Raw genomic sequence first — 17,221 nt, 5'->3', positions numbered from 1 at the left:
ATGCAGAACAACCACGCCGCAGGCGATCTGAACTGGCTGCTCGACGACCTCGTCGACCGCGTCGTCGGCGCCCAGCACGCGATCGTGCTGTCCGCCGACGGCCTGCTCATCGGGCGGTCCCGCGGTCTCACCCCCGAGGAGGGCGAACATCTCTCGGCGGTGGCCTCGGCCTTCCAGAGCCTGGCACGCGGGACCGGCCGCCAGTTCGGCGGCGGGGCCGTGCGCCAGACCGTCGTCGAGATGGAGTACGCCTACCTGTTCGTGACCGCCGCGGGCGAGGGCGCCTGCCTGGCGGTGCTCGCCGACGAGAGCGCCGACGTCGGGCTCATCGCCTACGAGATGAACATGCGCGTCAAGCGCGTCGGGCAGTTCCTCACCTCCGCGCCGCGGTTCCCGGAGTCGGTGCCGGCGGGAAGCTCCGGCTCATGAGGAGCACAGGCGAACATCGACGCGCCGAGCAGCGTCCGGCGTCCGCGTCCGGCCCCGGGGCGGGCGGCGAGCCGCCTCCCGGTACCCCGCGGGAGGCCGCCGCCTCCCTCGGCGCCGGCGCCCGCGAGGCGGCGGAGGAGCTGCTGCGGCAGAGGCGGCAGCGCGGCGTCCACGACGGCGCGTTCCCGCGCCACGGTTCGGCCGGCCCACTCGTCCGCCCCTACACCATGACCGGCGGGCGCACCCGGCCGGCCGAAGCCGGGCTCGACATGATCAGCATCGTGGTGGCGACTCGCGAGCCCCTCGCCCCGGGCTCGCTGGAGCACGAACACGCCGTGATCCTGCGGTTGTGCGAACGCCCGGTGTCCGTGGCGGAACTCTCCGCCCAACTCGACCTTCCGATGACCGTGGTCAAGGTGCTTCTCGGCGACCTCATCGCAGGCGGCGATGTCCTCGCCCGGGCGCCGATGCCGGCCTCGGACCCACCCCACATGAACGTCCTCCAGGCGGTACTCGATGGCATCCGTAGACTCTGACGACGGCACCGCACCCTTGGGAGCCGAACCCGGCGCCGACTCGGGCGCGCACATTCCGCTGGCGGTGAAGATCCTGGTAGCCGGCGGCTTCGGCGTCGGCAAGACGACCATGGTCGGCTCGGTGAGCGAGATCGCTCCGCTGAGTACCGAGGAGGTCATGACCGAGGCCAGCATGGGCGTCGACGACCTCGGCGGCGTCGAAGAGAAGTCGACGACCACGGTCGCCCTCGATTTCGGGCGGATCACCGTAGATCGGCAGGTCGTCCTTTACCTGTTCGGCACCCCGGGCCAGGGCCGTTTCTGGTTCATGTGGGACGAACTCGCGGAGGGGGCCCTGGGGGCCGTGGTGCTCGCCGACACCCGTCGGCTCGACACGTGCTTCCCCGCGGTCGACTTCTTCGAGCGCCGCAAGATCCCGTTCGTGGTGGCGGTCAACCGGTTCGAAGGCTCACCCGGCTACGAGGCGGAGGAGGTGCGCGAGGCCGTCGACGTGGGCGCCGACGTCCCCATCGTGATCACCGATGCCAGAGAGCGCCAGTCGAGCAAATCGGTACTGCTCGCCCTCGTCGAGCACGTAATGCGCCGACGCAGCCCCGCATTGTCCGGGCGGCCGCTACCATAGCCCCACGCATTTGACCGCGATCCGCCGAAGTCCGAGGTCGCGCCCGTTTCGGGCGTCGGCGCCGAGGCAGCGGGCGAGATCATCACTCACTAGTCGTTAGCATTCTTCGCGTGAACCCTGACAGTATGCAAAACCCGGACAGACTGCCCCCTCGGGATCTTCCGCGGCGCCGCTCCGGCAGACACCGCAACCCGTTGTCCTTCGACAGCTGGGTGGGGACCCCGACTCTCGTCCTCGCCGTGCCCGCCGGAGCCCCTGAGGCCGGCGGGTCCGACAGTGCGGCGGACGCCGAGATCGGCGAGCAGATGGCCGACCTCGTGCGCTCCTACCGGCCCGAGGTCACCATCCGGCACGGGCGCGCCGCCGATCTCGCCGAGTCCCTCGGCGACCTGGAGGCCCGCGAGGAGCACCCGCTGCGCGGAGTCGTCGTCCCGCTGGTCACCGCACCTCATCAGGCCACCTCGGAGGCCGTCGCCGCCTCCGTCCAGGAGTCGGGCGCCGACGTCCGCATCACCGAGGCGCTGGGCCCCCACCCCATGCTCGCCGAGATCCTGCATTTGCGCCTGGCCGAATCCGGTTTCGTGCGCGCCGACCGCATGCGCCTGATCAGCGTGGTGGCGCCGGGTACGCAGATGACCGACGGGGTCGTCGTGGGCGCCGTGGGCGGTGCGGAGGCCGTCAGCGCCGCCGGTGTCACCGCCGTTCTGCTCGCCGCCCGGCTGGGCATCACCGTCCTGCCGGCCGATCTGGAGGACGAGGCGAGCCTGCAGGAGGCTTTCGACCAGATGTCGGCCGCCGGGTGCGCGCGCCCGGTCATCGCCCCGAGCGTGGTCGGCCCCGAATTCTCCGCCGAGCGCCTGGAGGAGTCGGCCCAGCGCTACGGAGCCCGCACCAGCGCCCCGCTGGGCGCCGGGAGCACGCTCGCCAAAATCGCTGCGCTGCGCTACGCGGAGGTACTGAACTCGCTCGGTTCGGAGGCACCGCCCACAGCTGAGGACATCCCGGCGCCGGTGGGCTCGCGCCACCGCCCCGAGAACTGACGGCCCGTCCCGGCGTCCTCGGCGGCGCGCCCACGGGCGCCGCCGAGGACGCCGGAGGCGTGTCGCCTCGATTCGTGTGACCCGATGTGACGGTTCGGCAACACAGCGGAACGGATTTTCGGTAGCGTCGATGGTTCCAGGTTGGGGGGACCATGGACGAACATCGACCGACGATCCGCAGGCAGCTCACCCGCATCGTACTGATCCCGAGCATCAGCTTCCTGGTGTTGTGGGCGGCCATGGCGGCCGTCGAAACCGCGCAGGCGGGTTCGCTGCTGTTGTCCGTCGCCAGCGGCCGCGACGGCATCGCGGCCGTCGATCGCCTCGCCGACGACCTGCGCGCCGAGCGCCGGCTCACGCAGATCCACCTCGGCGATCCCGACGACGCCGAAACGCGCCGGGCGCTGGCGGACCAGCGCGAACGCACCGACGCTGCCGCCCGCCGCGTCGCCGGCGAGCCGGCCCTGACCTGGCGGGGAGAACCACTGCCGGGCGCCCGCGCCTTCGCGCCGCAGAGCGACCGCCTCGCCGCACTGCGCGCGGCGGCCGACCGGCCCGGTGCCGACCGCGTCCGGACGCTGACCGGCTACAGCGACCTCATCGAGGAGACCTCCGAAGCCACCGCCGCGCTGCTGCGCCCGCTCGAGCAGGGCGCCGGGGCGTCCGGTGCGGCTCTCGCGCGCCGCCTCATCACCGCTCACGAGCAGTTCGCCCGCTCCGACGCCCTGCTGGCGGGCGCCATCGCCGCGGGTGGAATGGAGTACCAGGAGACCGCGCATTTCACCTACCTGACCGCTTCCTACCGCGACACCCTCGCCGAAACCTCCGATGAGATGAACGGTGCGACCCTGCGCCGCCGCAACGCCCTCGTCGCCTCCGAGCCCTGGACCTCCGCCGAGCGGTTCAGCCGCTCCGTGGTCACCCGGCCGCCGATCGATCAGGAGGGCAGCGGGCCCGCCTCCTGGAACACCGAGATCGACGTGGGCGCCCAGGAGTGGAACCGGGCGGCCACGGCCGCCGAGCCGGCAATGGCCCGAATGGTCGCCGCGCAGATCGACCGGACCGTGGACAGCGCGTGGACGGCGGCGGTGCACCGCCTCGCCCTCGGCGCCGCCGGAAGCGCGGTGACGCTGCTCGCCGGGATCGCCGCCATCGTCGCGGCCTCCCGATCCTCCCGAAAGCTCACCGCGCGGCTGCGGCGGCTGCGCGACGACGCCCTTTCCCTGGCCGACTCCCGGCTTCCCACCATCGCCTCCCGCGCCCGTACCGGGCGGCGTGTCGACGTCACCGCCGAACTGCCGCGCCTCGACTACGGCGCAGACGAGCTAGGCCAGGTCGCCGACGCGTTCAACACCGCTCAGCGCACGGCCGTCGGCGCCGCGGTAAAGGAGGCCGAGATCCGCCGCGGGGCCAACCGGGTCTTCCTCGGCATCGCCTACCGCAACCAGGCCCTCGTTCAGCGCCAGCTCCGCGTGCTGGACGAGATCGAGGCCGACGAGGAGGACCCCGGAGCCCTGCGGCGGCTCTTCGACCTCGACCACCTGACCACGCGGGCGCGCCGCTACGCCGACAACCTGATCATCCTCGGCGGTGCCGGATCGGCCCGCCGGTGGCGGGAGCCCCTGCCGCTGGCCGACGTGCTGCGCGGCGCCATCACCGAGACCGAGGAGTTCGGGCGGGTCCGGCTGACCTCCGCGCCGCGTGCCCGGCTCAGCGGCGCCGCGGTCGCCGACATCGTGCATCTGCTCGCCGAACTGATCGAGAACGCCACCCAGTTCTCCCCGCACACAAGCGCCGTGGACGTCAACTGCGGGCGCGTCAACGGCGGTATCGCCGTCGAGATCGAGGACCGCGGCCTGGGCTTGACCGACCGGGGCTACGCCGAAGCCGACCGGGTGCTGGGCGAGGCACCGGACTTCGACGTCATGGCGCTGCCCGAAGAGCCGCGGCTGGGCCTGTTCGTCGTGGCGCGGCTGGCCGCCCGACACGGTGTCGCCGTGCGGCTGCGGCCGTCTCCCTACGGAGGCACCAGCGCCACCGTCGTCGTCCCCGACCGCCTGGTGGAGTGGGCGCCCGCCGCGCCGCCCGGACCACCCCCGGCCCTGGCCGAGCACCGTTCGGGCGCGGGCCCGGTTCCCGAGGGTGACGATGGGCGCGGGTAGCGCTGCCCAGGGGGAGGACCCCGGCCGACTGGTGCGGCCCTTCGCGATCGGCATCGACAACGCACCGGGCACCGGCGCGCTGGATCTGCTCACGCGCGTGGTGGCTCGCCGGGGCCCGGGCCCCCGCGACGAGCTGCGGCCCGAACGCGAGACCCTGCTGCGGCTGGCGGCCGATCCGCAGACCGTCGCCGAGCTCGCCGCGCTGATCGGGCTGCCGCTGAGCGTAGCCAAACTGCTGATCGCCGACATGGTCGAAGCCGGTGATCTGGCGGTGTGCACCGCGGCGCCGCAGCTGCCCGGCGACGACGTCCTGCAGGTGCTACTCGACGGACTGCGGGCGCTGTAGAGCGCGTTCGGTGTATCGGCCTCTGCTGCCGAGAGGGGCGGGGGAGGGCGGCCACCGGTGGTTCCGGCCTTGCTAGCGTTTCGCTGATGAGCATCGAACGCATCGGCATCGTCGGAGGCGGCATCATCGGTCTCGCGCTCGCCCGGTGGATCACGGTCAATCGCCCGGGCGCCCGTGTCACCGTCCTGGAGAAGGAGGATGCGGTCGCCCGCCACCAGACCGGGCACAACAGCGGGGTGGTCCACGCGGGCCTGTACTACCGGCCGGGGTCGCTCAAGGCGACGCTGTGCAGGCGCGGCACGTCGCTGCTGCGCGACTACTGCGCCGCGCGCGGTCTGCCGTTCGAGCAGGTCGGCAAGGTGCTGGTGGCCCAGGACGGCGAGGACTCCGCACGGCTGGACGACATCGAGCGCCGGGCCGAGGCCAACGGTGTGCCCGGGGTGACGCGGCTCGGCCCCGAAGGTGTGCGTGAGGTCGAGCCGCACGTGCGCGGCGTGGCCGGGCTGCACTCGCCGACGACGGCCGTCACCGATTTCGTCGCGGTCGCCGAGGCCCTCGCCGACGACGTGCGCCGGGCCGGAGGCAAGGTGGTTCTCGGCGCTCCGGTGATCGCGCTGCGCCAAGACACCGACACCGCCGAGGTGCTCACCGGCGACCCGCGCGGCGAGCGGGTGCGGCGCTCCTTCGACTCGGTGATCATCTGCGGCGGTCTGCACAGCGACCGCCTGGCCCGCATGGCGGGTGCGGCCGAGGATCCGCGCATCGTGCCTTTCCGCGGGCAGTACCACGAGCTGGCGCCGGGCAGCCGCTACCTGGTGCGGGGCCTGGTGTATCCCGTGCCCGACCCGCGCTACCCCTTTCTGGGCGTGCACCTGACCCGGCACGTGCACGGCGAGGTGATGGCGGGGCCGAACGCGATCCTGGCCACGGCGCGCGAAGGCTACCGGCTCCGCGACGTGCTGCCGCGCGACTTCGCCGACACTCTGTCCTCGCCGGGATTCTGGCGGCTGGCCCGGCGGCATTGGACCATGGGAGCCCGCGAGATGGCGGTTTCGGCCTCGACCACCGTGTTCGCCCGCCAGGCACGCCGCCTCGTTCCCGCGGTCACCGCCGCCGACCTGCGCCCCGCCCCCGCGGGGGTGCGTGCGCAGGCGCTCACCCGCAAGGGCGAACTGCTCGACGACTTCGCGATCGACACCCACGGCCGGGTGGCCTGCGTGCGCAACGCCCCCTCGCCGGCGGCGACCTCGTCGCTGGCCATCGCCGAGCACCTGGGCGAGAAGGTGCTCTTCGGGTCAACTTGACCCGGCCCTTCAGGGCAGCCCTGAAGGGCCGGGCTTGCCGCCGCCCGGTAACCGGTGGAGGTGGTGGCGATGTTGGCGATGCCCAGGTCCACACCGATGAACCCGTCCGGTTCATACTGCTCGGCCTCGGCCACCTCGCAGGTGGCCATCAGGTAGAACACGCCGTCGCGTTCGACCAGGTCCGATTCGCCCTGCCGGTGCTCTACCAACATCTTGAGGGCCTCCGGTGCGCAGGCGAAACCCACGTTCTTCAACCGGCCTGCGGTGGTCCAGATACTGACGGTCTGCTGGTCGTGCTGCCAGCTCAAACACCGGTCGTCGAAGGGGTGGGCGGCCTGGGGCCGGAAGGAGATCGGCGCGGACTCGGCGTTGCGGCGGCGCTTCGAACCGGGTGTGCCGAGGTGGCCGGCCCGGATGGTGGCCGCCAGCGTGGTGTAGGCGTCGCGGACCTTCTTGATGGTGTGTTGGGCGGCCTGGGCGCCCAGTCCTTGGGAGCGCAGGTCGGCGTAGGTGTGCTTGCGCAGCTCGTACTCGCGCGGCACACCGAGGTCGAAGGCCACCGCCGAGACCCGGTTGGCGGCCTCGTTGAGGGTGCGCAGGGTCGCTGACAGCGCGGACGCCTGTGCGGCATCGGGCACCAGTTTGACCTGCACGACGAGCTGCACAGCGGCGATCCTACGATCACCGCCGCCCCGATGGGGGCCGAACGCCGATATCCGCAGGCGTGCTCGTATTCGGGGCGGGGCCGTGATGAGAAGCGATTCCTCCCGGCCCTGAAGAGCCGGGGCTCCTCGCTAGAATCGGCTGAAGCTCGCGGCGGTGCGCGGACACCCGCCCGCACACCGCCGCACCGGCTTCGGGCAGCCGGATCGGCCGAGTCAGCAGGCGGAGGCCAGCAGGTCCTCCAGGGCCGCGCTTTCCGCGGTGTCGGCGCTGAGGTTCCACTCGTACTTCACGTCGATCCAACTCTTGGTGTAGTCGCAGTGCACCGCGGTGCGCTCGGGCAGCCATTCAGCGGGGTCGCGGTCGCCCTTGGAGCTGTTGCTGGAGGCGCTGACCGCCCACAGCTGCGGCGCGGAGAGGTCGTTGGCGAAGGACTCGCGGCGGGAGGTCGACCAGGTGTCGGCGCCGGAGACCCAGGCTTCGGACAGCGCCACCATGTGGTCGACGCTGGCTTCGGAGGGGTCGGTGGTGGAGAAGTCGTCGTAGGGACTGCTCCAGCTGCCGGAGTCGGGATAGCAGTCGGCGCCGACCGAGACGCCGACGCCGTCGCGGCGCAGCACCATCTCGCGGGCGTTGCAGTTGCCCTCGACCGGTGACCAGTGCGGGAACAGGTCGCGGTCGTAGTCCGAAGAGGAGTTCTCCGGCTCGACCCGCAGCTGCGCCAGTTGGTATTGGGCTTGGGAGAGGCTCGGCGGCGGTGGCGGTGCCGCCTGCGCGGGCGCGGTGGCGGTGAGCGCCAGTGCGACGGCGGTGGCGGCCGCCGCGAGCGTGGATGCGGTCATACGCGCGGGGGTGGGCATTCGGTCTCCAAAAGCTGAGCGGGGGTCTTTCGGACACCACGAGGTTGCTGGACCGCGGATGGGCGGCGAAACACACGCGGTGTGAACAATCGCTTACTCCGGATGACCGGAATCCGACATAGGCGTCCGGCGCCCGAAGGCGGCGAACGCCGGCGCACCACGGCGGTGCCGCAGGGTTACCCCTCGGCCGGGTCGCCGACGTCCGCGGAATCGGCGGACGCGGGCCAGTCCCGCAGCGTTCGCACGAGCGACTCCACCAGCACCTCGAAGCTGCGGTCGATGCTCTGCGGAAGTCCGAAACCCCTGCGCGTCTCCAAGTCGACGAATCCGTGGACGGTGCTGCGCAGGGTGCGGATGGCGTCGACAAGCACATCGTCGGCCAAGCCGAAACCCTGCACCACCGGCACGAGGACCTCCATGGAGCGGGAGAAGACCGCCGCGGCCTCCTCGTCTACCTCGGAGCGCGGCGCCCGCTGCAGCGCCGCATAGCGCCCCGGACGGGTACTGGCGTAATCGCGGTAGGCGTGGAGCACTCGGCGGAGCGCGTCGGCGCCGGCGCGGCCGATCGCCGCGTCGCCGAGCACCCGGGCGAAGTCCGCGGCCGCGGCCATGCCGACCTCGCGGCGCAGCGCCTCCAGTCCGCCGACGTGCTTGTACAGGCTGGGCACCGCGACCCCGAGCCGCTTGGCGACGGCGGCCAGGGAGAGCCGGTCATACCCCTGCTCGTCGCAGATCCGCGCGGCTTCTTCGGTGACGGCTGCGGGGGTGAGACCTGCCCTAGGCACGGGGAGGCGGCATTCCGGGTGCGCCGTCGTCCGTGCGGGCGAAGTCGAGGACGGCTTCGGCGACGGCCTCCGCCTGCTGCGCCTGAGGGTAGTGGCCGGACTCGGCGAGCATGAGCCGCCGCGCGCCGAGCCGCTCGGCCATCCAGGCGGCTTCTTCCGCGGGGTCCGGCCAGTCGCTGTCCAACTCGCCCATCACCACCAGCGCGGGTGCGACGACTTCGTCCAGGCGGGCGGGCACCGGATGGAAGGCGTTCTCTACGAGCCTGCGGATCGCGCGGTAGCGCTCCGGTGGGGCCAAGTGGGCGCGGATTGCGGCCAGGTGATCGGCGTGGTCCGCAGCCTTGCCGCCTTTGAACAGGCCCGCGAGGTAGCGGCTGACGAAGGACGGGCCCCACGGACGCAGGAGCATCGCGCGCATGGACGCCTCCTGTACGCCGCTCATGCCTTCGCCCCTGAGGAAAGCCGCGATCAGCACGAGGCCGCCGACGAGGTCGGGGCGCACCGCCGCCGCCCAGGCCGCGGCCGTACCGCCCAGCGAGTTGCCGACGACCAGCGCGGGCCCGCCGCCCAGCTCCTCGATGAGCGTGACGGCGTCGTGTGCCGTGGCGACGGTCGAGTAGTCGGTGAAGGAGATGTCGCTGTCGCCGTGGCCGCGCAGATCCATCACGGCGACGCGGTAGCCGGCCGCGGAGAGTGCGGGGGCGAGGTGGCGGTACGTGGCCCGGACGTCGCCCATGCCCGGGATGCAGACGATCAGGGGGGCGGTGGTCTCGGGGTTGTGCAGCTCGTAGGCGATTCGGCCGTCGGGGCGCTGGAGGTGCCGCATGGGGACTCCTTCGCGGAGTGAGTGGTCGGTGGTTGAGCTTTTACCCATAGCCAAAAAGCTAATTGTATTAGCTTCGCGTGTCAACGGGCCGCACGTATCCGCCGCGACGGCCGCAAGGGCCCGGCGACCGGGCCCCGGGGGATTCCCGGAGGCGTCGGATGGGCGCAGCCGATACGGTGGATGGCGTCCACCCGCAGACCAGGGCGGCCGCGCGTCCTCCGGCGCGGGGCCCGACGACGGAAAGACGACCGTGACCGACATCATCGACGAACTCGACTGGCGCGGACTCCTCGCGCAGACCACCGACCTTGACGAACTCCGCAAGGCACTCGCCGATGGCCCGGTCACCGTCTATTGCGGCTTCGACCCCACCGCCGGCAGCCTGCATGTGGGACACCTCACCCAGGTCCTCACACTGGCCCGGTTCCAGCGGGCGGGGCATCGGCCGATCGCCCTCGTCGGCGGCGGGACGGGCCTCATCGGCGACCCCAAGCCCGGCGCCGAGCGCACGCTGAACTCCGCGGAGATCGTCGGGCAGTGGGTGCACATCCTCGGCCGCCAGCTCTCGGCGTTTCTGCGGTTCACGCCCGAGGGGAACGCGCCTGAGTCCACTGACGCCGTGCTGGTCGACAACGGCGAGTGGTTGGGCGCCATGAGCGCCATCGAACTGCTGCGCGACGTCGGCAAACACTTCAGCGTCAACCAGATGCTCGCCCGCGAGATCGTGCGCCGCCGCCTCGACGGCGAGGGTATGAGCTACACCGAGTTCAGCTACGTGCTGCTGCAGTCCTACGACTACGTCGAGCTGTACCGCCGGCACGGGTGCACTCTGCAGATCGGCGGCACCGACCAGTGGGGCAACATCACGGCCGGCCTCGACCTGGTCCGCCGAGTCGAGGGCAACGAGCCGCACGGCCCCGCACACGGGTTGACCACCAACCTGCTCACCAAGAGCGACGGCAGCAAGTTCGGCAAGACGGAATCGGGGACGGTGTGGCTCGACAGCGAGCTGACTAGCCCGTACGCCTTCTACCAGTTCTGGTTCAACGCCGACGACCGCGACGTGGTGCGCTACCTGCGGTTCTTCAGCTTCCGCGGGCGCGAGGAGATCGAGGAGCTGGCGCGCTCGACCGAGGAGCGCCCGGCGGCGCGGGCGGCTCAGCGGGCGCTCGCCGAGGAGCTGACCACGCTGGTGCACGGCGAGGCGGAGTGCCGCAAGGTCGTCGAAGCCAGCCGCGCCTTGTTCGGACAGGGCGACCTCGCCGCGCTGGACGCCCGGACGCTGGGGGCGGCGCTCGCCGAGGTGCCCAACGCCTCGCCGGCCGGGTCCGCGGCCGACCTGCCACCGGTGGTGGACCTGTTGGCGGGCGCGGGCCTGGTGCCGAGCAAATCCGCGGCCCGGCGCACCATCCAGGAAGGCGGGGCGTACCTGAACAACGCCAAGATCACCGACGTCGATGCCCGCGTCGGTGCGGACGAGCTGCTGCACGGGCGCTACCTCGTGCTGCGGCGTGGCAAGCGCAACGTCGGCGGAGTGATCCTCGCCGAGGGCTGAGTACCTCGTACCTCCGCCCGCTGGGTGCATCGGCCGAGCCGGCGCTCCGGCGGGGCCGGGGCACCGCATACCTGCCCCGCCCCGTCTGTTGCGTCGGGCAGGCAAGCGCCCGCGGGGCGGCCCGCCGTATCGTGATGTCCGCAGCAATCCGCGCGGGGGAGGCAGCCGACGAGACGCATGCGGCCTGCGGACGGCGGAACAATCCGATCAGCCGATGTGTTTAGCAGGTGTACCTCAGGGGCAGGACCCTGGGTGCAACAGAATGACTTGACCTACCGCGCGGCCCCGGTGACCAGCCGATGGTGAGACAGTGGGTCGCGTGAGCACGGATCCGGCGTCTGGATCGCCCTCCGATCACCCCGGCCCGGCCGAGGTGGGCGCCGCAGTCGGCGCAACCGGACGATTTGACGTTTCCGTGCGCGGAACCTATCGTAAGCAGGTCGATGCGGCTCGGTGAACGACCGCAAGTCCTACGAACCTGACCGCATTCGATGTTCAGGTGATCAAGGCACACGCACTCCGGGTGCCTGGTAACCTCAAAGTATTCGATCCGCTTTCGCAGCGGATCAGATGCTGATGAGAATGGACCGGCTTCGATCGGCAGCTGATTTGGCAGCCTCGTGAAGAGCTGGTAAATTCAAAGCAGAAAAGCGATTCTGCAGAGCGCATTCGGTTGTCGCTCGCGGAGTCGCGGGGAGATGCCGTCTCTTGGGAAGAGCCTGTGCGGGTCCGCTGGTTGCGGGTCGGGGCTTGTGCCGGATGAGCGGTTGTTTCTTGAGAACTCAACAGCGCGTGTTTGTTTTTATGTGCCATGTTTGTTTTGGCCCCGTGGAGCCGGCCTGCCTGTGCGGTGGGTGGCGGTTCCGGGGTTCCTTTGATGGGCCCGGGGTTCCCATCCCGTGTTCGGGGTGGTTTTCCGGGTCGTGTCAGGGTTCGAACCTTTGATGGAGAGTTTGATCCTGGCTCAGGACGAACGCTGGCGGCGTGCTTAACACATGCAAGTCGAGCGGTAAGGCCCTTCGGGGTACACGAGCGGCGAACGGGTGAGTAACACGTGAGCAACCTGCCCCCGACTCGGGGATAAGCCGGGGAAACCCGGTCTAATACCCGATAGGACGCCTCATCGCATGGTGGGGTGTGGAAAGGTGTTTTCCGGTCGGGGAGGGGCTCGCGGCCTATCAGCTTGTTGGTGGGGTGATGGCCTACCAAGGCGATTACGGGTAGCCGGCCTGAGAGGGCGACCGGCCACACTGGGACTGAGACACGGCCCAGACTCCTGCGGGAGGCAGCAGTGGGGAATCTTGCGCAATGGGCGGAAGCCTGACGCAGCGACGCCGCGTGGGGGATGACGGCCTTCGGGTTGTAAACCTCTTTTACCACCGACGCAGGCTCCGGTTTCTGCCGGGGTTGACGGTAGGTGGGGAATAAGGACCGGCCAACTACGTGCCAGCAGCCGCGGTAATACGTAGGGTCCGAGCGTTGTCCGGAATTATTGGGCGTAAAGAGCTCGTAGGTGGTGTGTCGCGTCTGCTGTGTAAGTCCGGGGCTCAACTCCGGTTTTGCAGTGGATACGGGCATGCTCGAGGTAGGTAGGGGAGACTGGAATTCCTGGTGTAGCGGTGAAATGCGCAGATATCAGGAGGAACACCGGTGGCGAAGGCGGGTCTCTGGGCCTTACCTGACGCTGAGGAGCGAAAGCGTGGGGAGCGAACAGGATTAGATACCCTGGTAGTCCACGCTGTAAACGTTGGGCGCTAGGTGTGGGGACTTTCCACGGTTTCCGTGCCGTAGCTAACGCATTAAGCGCCCCGCCTGGGGAGTACGGCCGCAAGGCTAAAACTCAAAGGAATTGACGGGGGCCCGCACAAGCGGCGGAGCATGTTGCTTAATTCGACGCAACGCGAAGAACCTTACCAAGGTTTGACATCGCCGGTAATCCATCGGAGACGGTGGGTCCTTTTTGGGATCGGTGACAGGTGGTGCATGGCTGTCGTCAGCTCGTGTCGTGAGATGTTGGGTTAAGTCCCGCAACGAGCGCAACCCTTGTTCCATGTTGCCAGCACGTGGTGGTGGGGACTCATGGGAGACTGCCGGGGTCAACTCGGAGGAAGGTGGGGATGACGTCAAGTCATCATGCCCCTTATGTCTTGGGCTGCAAACATGCTACAATGGCCGGTACAGTGGGCGTGCGATGCCGTGAGGTGGAGCGAATCCCTAAAAGCCGGTCTCAGTTCGGATCGGGGTCTGCAACTCGACCCCGTGAAGGTGGAGTCGCTAGTAATCGCGGATCAGCAATGCCGCGGTGAATACGTTCCCGGGCCTTGTACACACCGCCCGTCACGTCATGAAAGTCGGCAACACCCGAAACTTGCGGCCTAACCCCTCTGGGGAGGGAGTGAGTGAAGGTGGGGCTGGCGATTGGGACGAAGTCGTAACAAGGTAGCCGTACCGGAAGGTGCGGCTGGATCACCTCCTTTCTAAGGAGTCTTGGTAAGCCGGTCTGTTTGTCGTGTGGCCGGCGGACTCGAAAAGTGGACCCGGCACGGTGCCGGTTCGTCTCGTCGGCGATCGCTGTGTGCGGTCGCGTGGTCGAGGGGGCCGGGTGTCGGGGTGGTGCATGGAGTGGACACGCGCTGTTGGGTGTCTGAGGGAGCAGCCGCACTGGTTGTTCTCCCCCGGGCCACCCCGGTGAAGACCCGGTGCCGTTTGGTGGTGGCCGGTCGCGGGCCCCCTCTTGTGTGGGGGTGGGCTGCTGGAGAGGTTGGTCTCTTCGGTGGTGGGCGGCTGGTGCTGCGGTGCGGTGCGGTGCTGCGGGGCTGGAGGTTGTCTCCGGCTGGTGCGGTGCCGGCGGGTTGTGGCTGGGTGTGTGGCGGGTGTTTTGATTTGTGGATAGTGTGCGCGAGCATCTTGTATCTGTGGTGGCCAAGTATGAGTGGCATACGGTGGATGCCTTGGCACCAGGCGCCGATGAAGGACGTGGGAGGCCGCGATAGGCCGCGGGGAGCTGTCAACCGAGCTGTGATCCGCGGGTGTCCGAATGGGGGAACCCAGCCCGAGTCGTGTCGGGTTGCCGCCGTCTGAATGTATAGGGCGGTTGGTGGTGACGCGGGGAAGTGAAACATCTCAGTACCCGCAGGAAGAGAAGACAACAGTGATTCCCCTAGTAGTGGTGAGCGAACGGGGATGGTGGCTAAACCGCGTGCGTGGGATAGACGGCAGTCGTTGCGTGCGTGGGGTTGTGGGATGTGTCTGTCTCGGGTCTGCCGGCCCGGGGTGCGCGTGTGTTTCGCTAGCCGAAGCCGTTGGGATGCGGTACCGGAGCGGGTGAGAGTCCCGTAGGTGAAGGTGGGGCACGGCGCATGGGGCATACTCCCGAGTAGCGCGGAGCCCGAGGAATTCCGTGTGAATCCGGCAGGACCACCTGTCAAGCCTGAATACGTCCTGGTGACCGATAGTGGACGAGTACCGTGAGGGAAAGGTGAAAAGTGCCCCGGTGAGGGGTTGTGAAAGAGTACCTGAAACCGTGTGCTGTCAAGCCGTCAGAGCTTCACTTGGGTGTGGGGTGATGGCGTGCCTTTTGAAGAATGAGCCTGCGAGTCGTGGTGTGTGGCGAGGTTAACCCGGGTGGGGTAGCCGTAGCGAAAGCGAGTCTGAAGAGGGCGCATGAGTCGCATGCTGTGGACCCGAAGCGGGGTGATCTACCCATGGCCAGGGTGAAGCGGAGGTAAGACTTCGTGGAGGCCCGAACCCACCAGGGTTGAAAACCTGGGGGATGAGCTGTGGGTAGGGGTGAAAGGCCAATCAAACTCCGTGATAGCTGGTTCTCCCCGAAATGCATTTAGGTGCAGCGTTGTGTGGTGCTCCCTGGAGGTAGAGCTACTGTTTGGCTGATGGGCCTGACCGGGTTACTGACGTCAGATAAACTCCGAATGCCGGTGGAGCGAGCGCAGCAGTGAGACTGCGGGGGAGAAGCTCCGTGGTCGAGAGGGAAACAGCCCAGATCATCAGCTAAGGCCCCTAAGGGTGTGCTAAGTGGGTAAGGTTGTGGAGTTGCTGAGACAACCAGGAGGTTGGCTTAGAAGCAGCCATCCTTGAAAGAGTGCGTAATAGCTCACTGGTCAAGTGATTCTGCGCCGATAATGTAGCGGGGCTGAAGTACACCGCCGAAGCTGTGGAGCCGCACCTTGTGGTGTGGTTGGTAGGGGAGCGTCGTGCACTCCGGTGAAGCCGCCTGGTGACGGGTGGTGGAGGGTGTGCGAGTGAGAATGCAGGCATGAGTAGCGAGACCGGAGTGGGAAACTCCGGCGCCGATTGACTAAGGGTTCCTGGGGCAGGTTGATCCGCCCAGGGTGAGTCTGGACCTAAGGCGAGGCCGGCAGGCGTAGTCGATGGATGACGGGTTGATATTCCCGTACCCGTGCGCGTGCGCCCGTGTTGATAGCCCTGATGCTAACCATGCTGGTGGCTGTTTCCGCCTTCGGGCGGTTGCGGCTGTTCCGGTCTGGGGTCCGAGGGGTGTGTAGGCAAGTGATGGGGTGACGCAGTGGGGTAGCTCTACCCGGCGGTGGTTGTCCGGGGGTAAGCGTGTAGCCCGGGGTGGTGGTAAATCCCTGCCCTGTTATGTGGGTGAGGCGTGATGCCGAGCCGTTTTGGTGAAGTGAGTGATCCCGTGCTGTCGAGAAAAGCCTCTAGCGAGTGCGTGTGCGGCCAGTACCCGAAACCGACGCAGGTGGTCAGGTAGAGTATACCGAGGCGTTCGGGTGAACCGTGGTTAAGGAACTCGGCAAATTGTCCCCGTAACTTCGGGAGAAGGGGAGCCCCGTCTGGTGATGGACTGTGCGTCCGGAGCTGGGTGGGGTCGCAGATACCAGGGGGAAGCGACTGTTTATTAAAAACACAGGTCCGTGCGAAGTCGTAAGACGCTGTATACGGACTGACGCCTGCCCGGTGCTGGAACGTTAAGAGGACTGGTTAGCACTTTGGTGTGAGGCTGGGAATCTAAGCGCCAGTAAACGGCGGTGGTAACTATAACCATCCTAAGGTAGCGAAATTCCTTGTCGGGTAAGTTCCGACCTGCACGAATGGCGTAACGACTTCCCCGCTGTCTCAACCGCGGGCCCGGTGAAATTGCACTACGAGTAAAGATGCTCGTTTCGCGCAGCAGGACGGAAAGACCCCGGGACCTTCACTATAGCTTGACATTGGTGTTTGGGATGGTTTGTGTAGGATAGGTGGGAGCCGGTGATGCCGCCACGCCAGTGGTGGTGGAGGCGTTGGTGAAATACCACTCTGGCTGTTTCGGGCATCTAACTTTGGGCCGTGATCCGGTTCGGGGACAGTGTCTGGTGGGTAGTTTAACTGGGGCGGTTGCCTCCTAAAGGGTAACGGAGGCGCCCAAAGGTTCCCTCGGCCTGGTTGGCAATCAGGTGGTGAGTGTAAGTGCACAAGGGAGCTTGACTGTGAGACGGACGTGTCGAGCAGGTGCGAAAGCAGGGACTAGTGATCCGGCGCCGGCGTGTGGAAGCGGCGTCGCTCAACGGCTAAAAGGTACCCCGGGGATAACAGGCTGATCTTCCCCAAGAGTCCGTATCGACGGGATGGTTTGGCACCTCGATGTCGGCTCGTCGCATCCTGGGGCTGGAGTTGGTCCCAAGGGTTGGGCTGTTCGCCCATTAAAGCGGCACGCGAGCTGGGTTTAGAACGTCGTGAGACAGTTCGGTCCCTATCCGCTGCGCGCGTTGGAGACTTGTGGAGGGCTGTCCCTAGTACGAGAGGACCGGGACGGACGAACCGCTGGTGTGCCAGTTGTTCCGCCAGGGGCATGGCTGGTTGGCTACGTTCGGGAGAGATAACCGCTGAAAGCATCTAAGTGGGAAGCTTGCTTCGAGATGAGGTCTCCTGCCCTGTGGTGGGGGTAAGGCTGCCAGGTGATGACTGGGTTGATAGGCCGGGTGTGGAAGCCTTGTGAGGGGTGGAGCTGACCGGTACTAATAGGCCGAGGGCTTGTCCGCCACGGATGCTGGGTGTTCGCGCACATTGTTCACAGGTTTTCCCTGTTCCGCATGCTGTGGTGTGTGGGGTGGGGTGTTGGTT

11 protein-coding genes and 2 rRNA genes are annotated in these 17,221 nt (G+C 68.1%); 10 read left to right on the top strand and 3 right to left on the bottom strand.

Going from position 1 to position 17,221, the window contains the following annotated elements:
• The 7 genes from EKD16_RS16145 to lhgO all read left to right on the top strand — a co-directional run bounded on the left by EKD16_RS16145 (window position 1) and on the right by lhgO (window position 6,439).
• Window positions 1–429, top strand: a complete 429-nt coding sequence (locus EKD16_RS16145) for a roadblock/LC7 domain-containing protein (protein ID WP_131099144.1) — start codon at window positions 1–3, stop codon at window positions 427–429.
• Entirely contained in the window at window positions 426–965 is a 540-nt protein-coding gene (locus EKD16_RS26615) for a DUF742 domain-containing protein (RefSeq protein ID WP_131099143.1), read from the top strand. The genes EKD16_RS16145 and EKD16_RS26615 overlap by 4 nt, the downstream gene beginning before the upstream one ends.
• Window positions 946–1,587 (top strand): GTP-binding protein, encoded by a 642-nt coding sequence (locus EKD16_RS16135; protein WP_131099142.1) that lies wholly within the window; start codon window positions 946–948, stop codon window positions 1,585–1,587. The genes EKD16_RS26615 and EKD16_RS16135 overlap by 20 nt, the downstream gene beginning before the upstream one ends.
• Before the next feature lie 125 nt (window positions 1,588–1,712).
• A complete protein-coding gene (locus EKD16_RS16130; protein WP_131102647.1) occupies window positions 1,713–2,627 on the top strand; it encodes a sirohydrochlorin chelatase in 915 nt (304 codons plus the stop codon).
• Window positions 2,628–2,779: 152 nt separating this feature from the next.
• Window positions 2,780–4,789 carry a sensor histidine kinase gene (locus EKD16_RS16125; protein WP_242676997.1) on the top strand — a complete coding sequence of 670 codons (2,010 nt, stop codon included), beginning with the start codon at window positions 2,780–2,782 and terminating at the stop codon, window positions 4,787–4,789.
• The gene (locus EKD16_RS16120) at window positions 4,776–5,135 is read left to right on the top strand and encodes a DUF742 domain-containing protein (protein ID WP_131099141.1); all 360 of its coding nucleotides are present in this window, start codon (window positions 4,776–4,778) and stop codon (window positions 5,133–5,135) included. The genes EKD16_RS16125 and EKD16_RS16120 overlap by 14 nt, the downstream gene beginning before the upstream one ends.
• A gap of 83 nt (window positions 5,136–5,218) precedes the next feature.
• Window positions 5,219–6,439 (top strand): L-2-hydroxyglutarate oxidase, encoded by a 1,221-nt coding sequence (lhgO, locus tag EKD16_RS16115; protein WP_131102642.1) that lies wholly within the window; start codon window positions 5,219–5,221, stop codon window positions 6,437–6,439.
• A gap of 878 nt (window positions 6,440–7,317) precedes the next feature.
• Here the strand turns inward: lhgO and EKD16_RS16105 are convergent.
• From EKD16_RS16105 to EKD16_RS16095, 3 genes are all read right to left on the bottom strand, one after another.
• Window positions 7,318–7,944, bottom strand: a complete 627-nt coding sequence (locus EKD16_RS16105; protein ID WP_242676996.1) for a GmrSD restriction endonuclease domain-containing protein — start codon at window positions 7,942–7,944, stop codon at window positions 7,318–7,320.
• Window positions 7,945–8,138: 194 nt separating this feature from the next.
• Window positions 8,139–8,747, bottom strand: a complete 609-nt coding sequence (locus EKD16_RS16100) for a TetR/AcrR family transcriptional regulator (RefSeq protein WP_131099139.1) — start codon at window positions 8,745–8,747, stop codon at window positions 8,139–8,141.
• Window positions 8,740–9,573, bottom strand: coding sequence for an alpha/beta fold hydrolase (locus EKD16_RS16095; protein WP_131099138.1), 834 nt, complete (start codon window positions 9,571–9,573; stop codon window positions 8,740–8,742). The genes EKD16_RS16100 and EKD16_RS16095 overlap by 8 nt, the downstream gene beginning before the upstream one ends.
• 250 nt (window positions 9,574–9,823) lie before the next feature.
• Between EKD16_RS16095 and tyrS the strand changes: the two genes are divergently transcribed.
• The 3 genes from tyrS to EKD16_RS16080 all read left to right on the top strand — a co-directional run bounded on the left by tyrS (window position 9,824) and on the right by EKD16_RS16080 (window position 17,140).
• Complete coding sequence (gene tyrS, locus EKD16_RS16090; RefSeq protein ID WP_131099137.1) at window positions 9,824–11,128, top strand: tyrosine--tRNA ligase; 1,305 nt, start codon at window positions 9,824–9,826, stop codon at window positions 11,126–11,128.
• A 941-nt stretch (window positions 11,129–12,069) separates the two neighbouring features.
• Window positions 12,070–13,605 (top strand): 16S ribosomal RNA (locus EKD16_RS16085).
• A 442-nt stretch (window positions 13,606–14,047) separates the two neighbouring features.
• Window positions 14,048–17,140: ribosomal RNA gene (locus tag EKD16_RS16080) — 23S ribosomal RNA — on the top strand.
• The 16S and 23S rRNA genes sit together here, the layout of an rRNA operon.
• Window positions 17,141–17,221 lie beyond the last annotated feature (81 nt).

This window comes from Streptomonospora litoralis (genome assembly GCF_004323735.1).
In the GTDB taxonomy this organism is placed as follows: domain Bacteria; phylum Actinomycetota; class Actinomycetes; order Streptosporangiales; family Streptosporangiaceae; genus Streptomonospora; species Streptomonospora litoralis.
The sequence above is the reverse complement of the archived record's forward strand: the minus strand, read 5'-3'. Positions and strand labels throughout refer to the sequence as shown.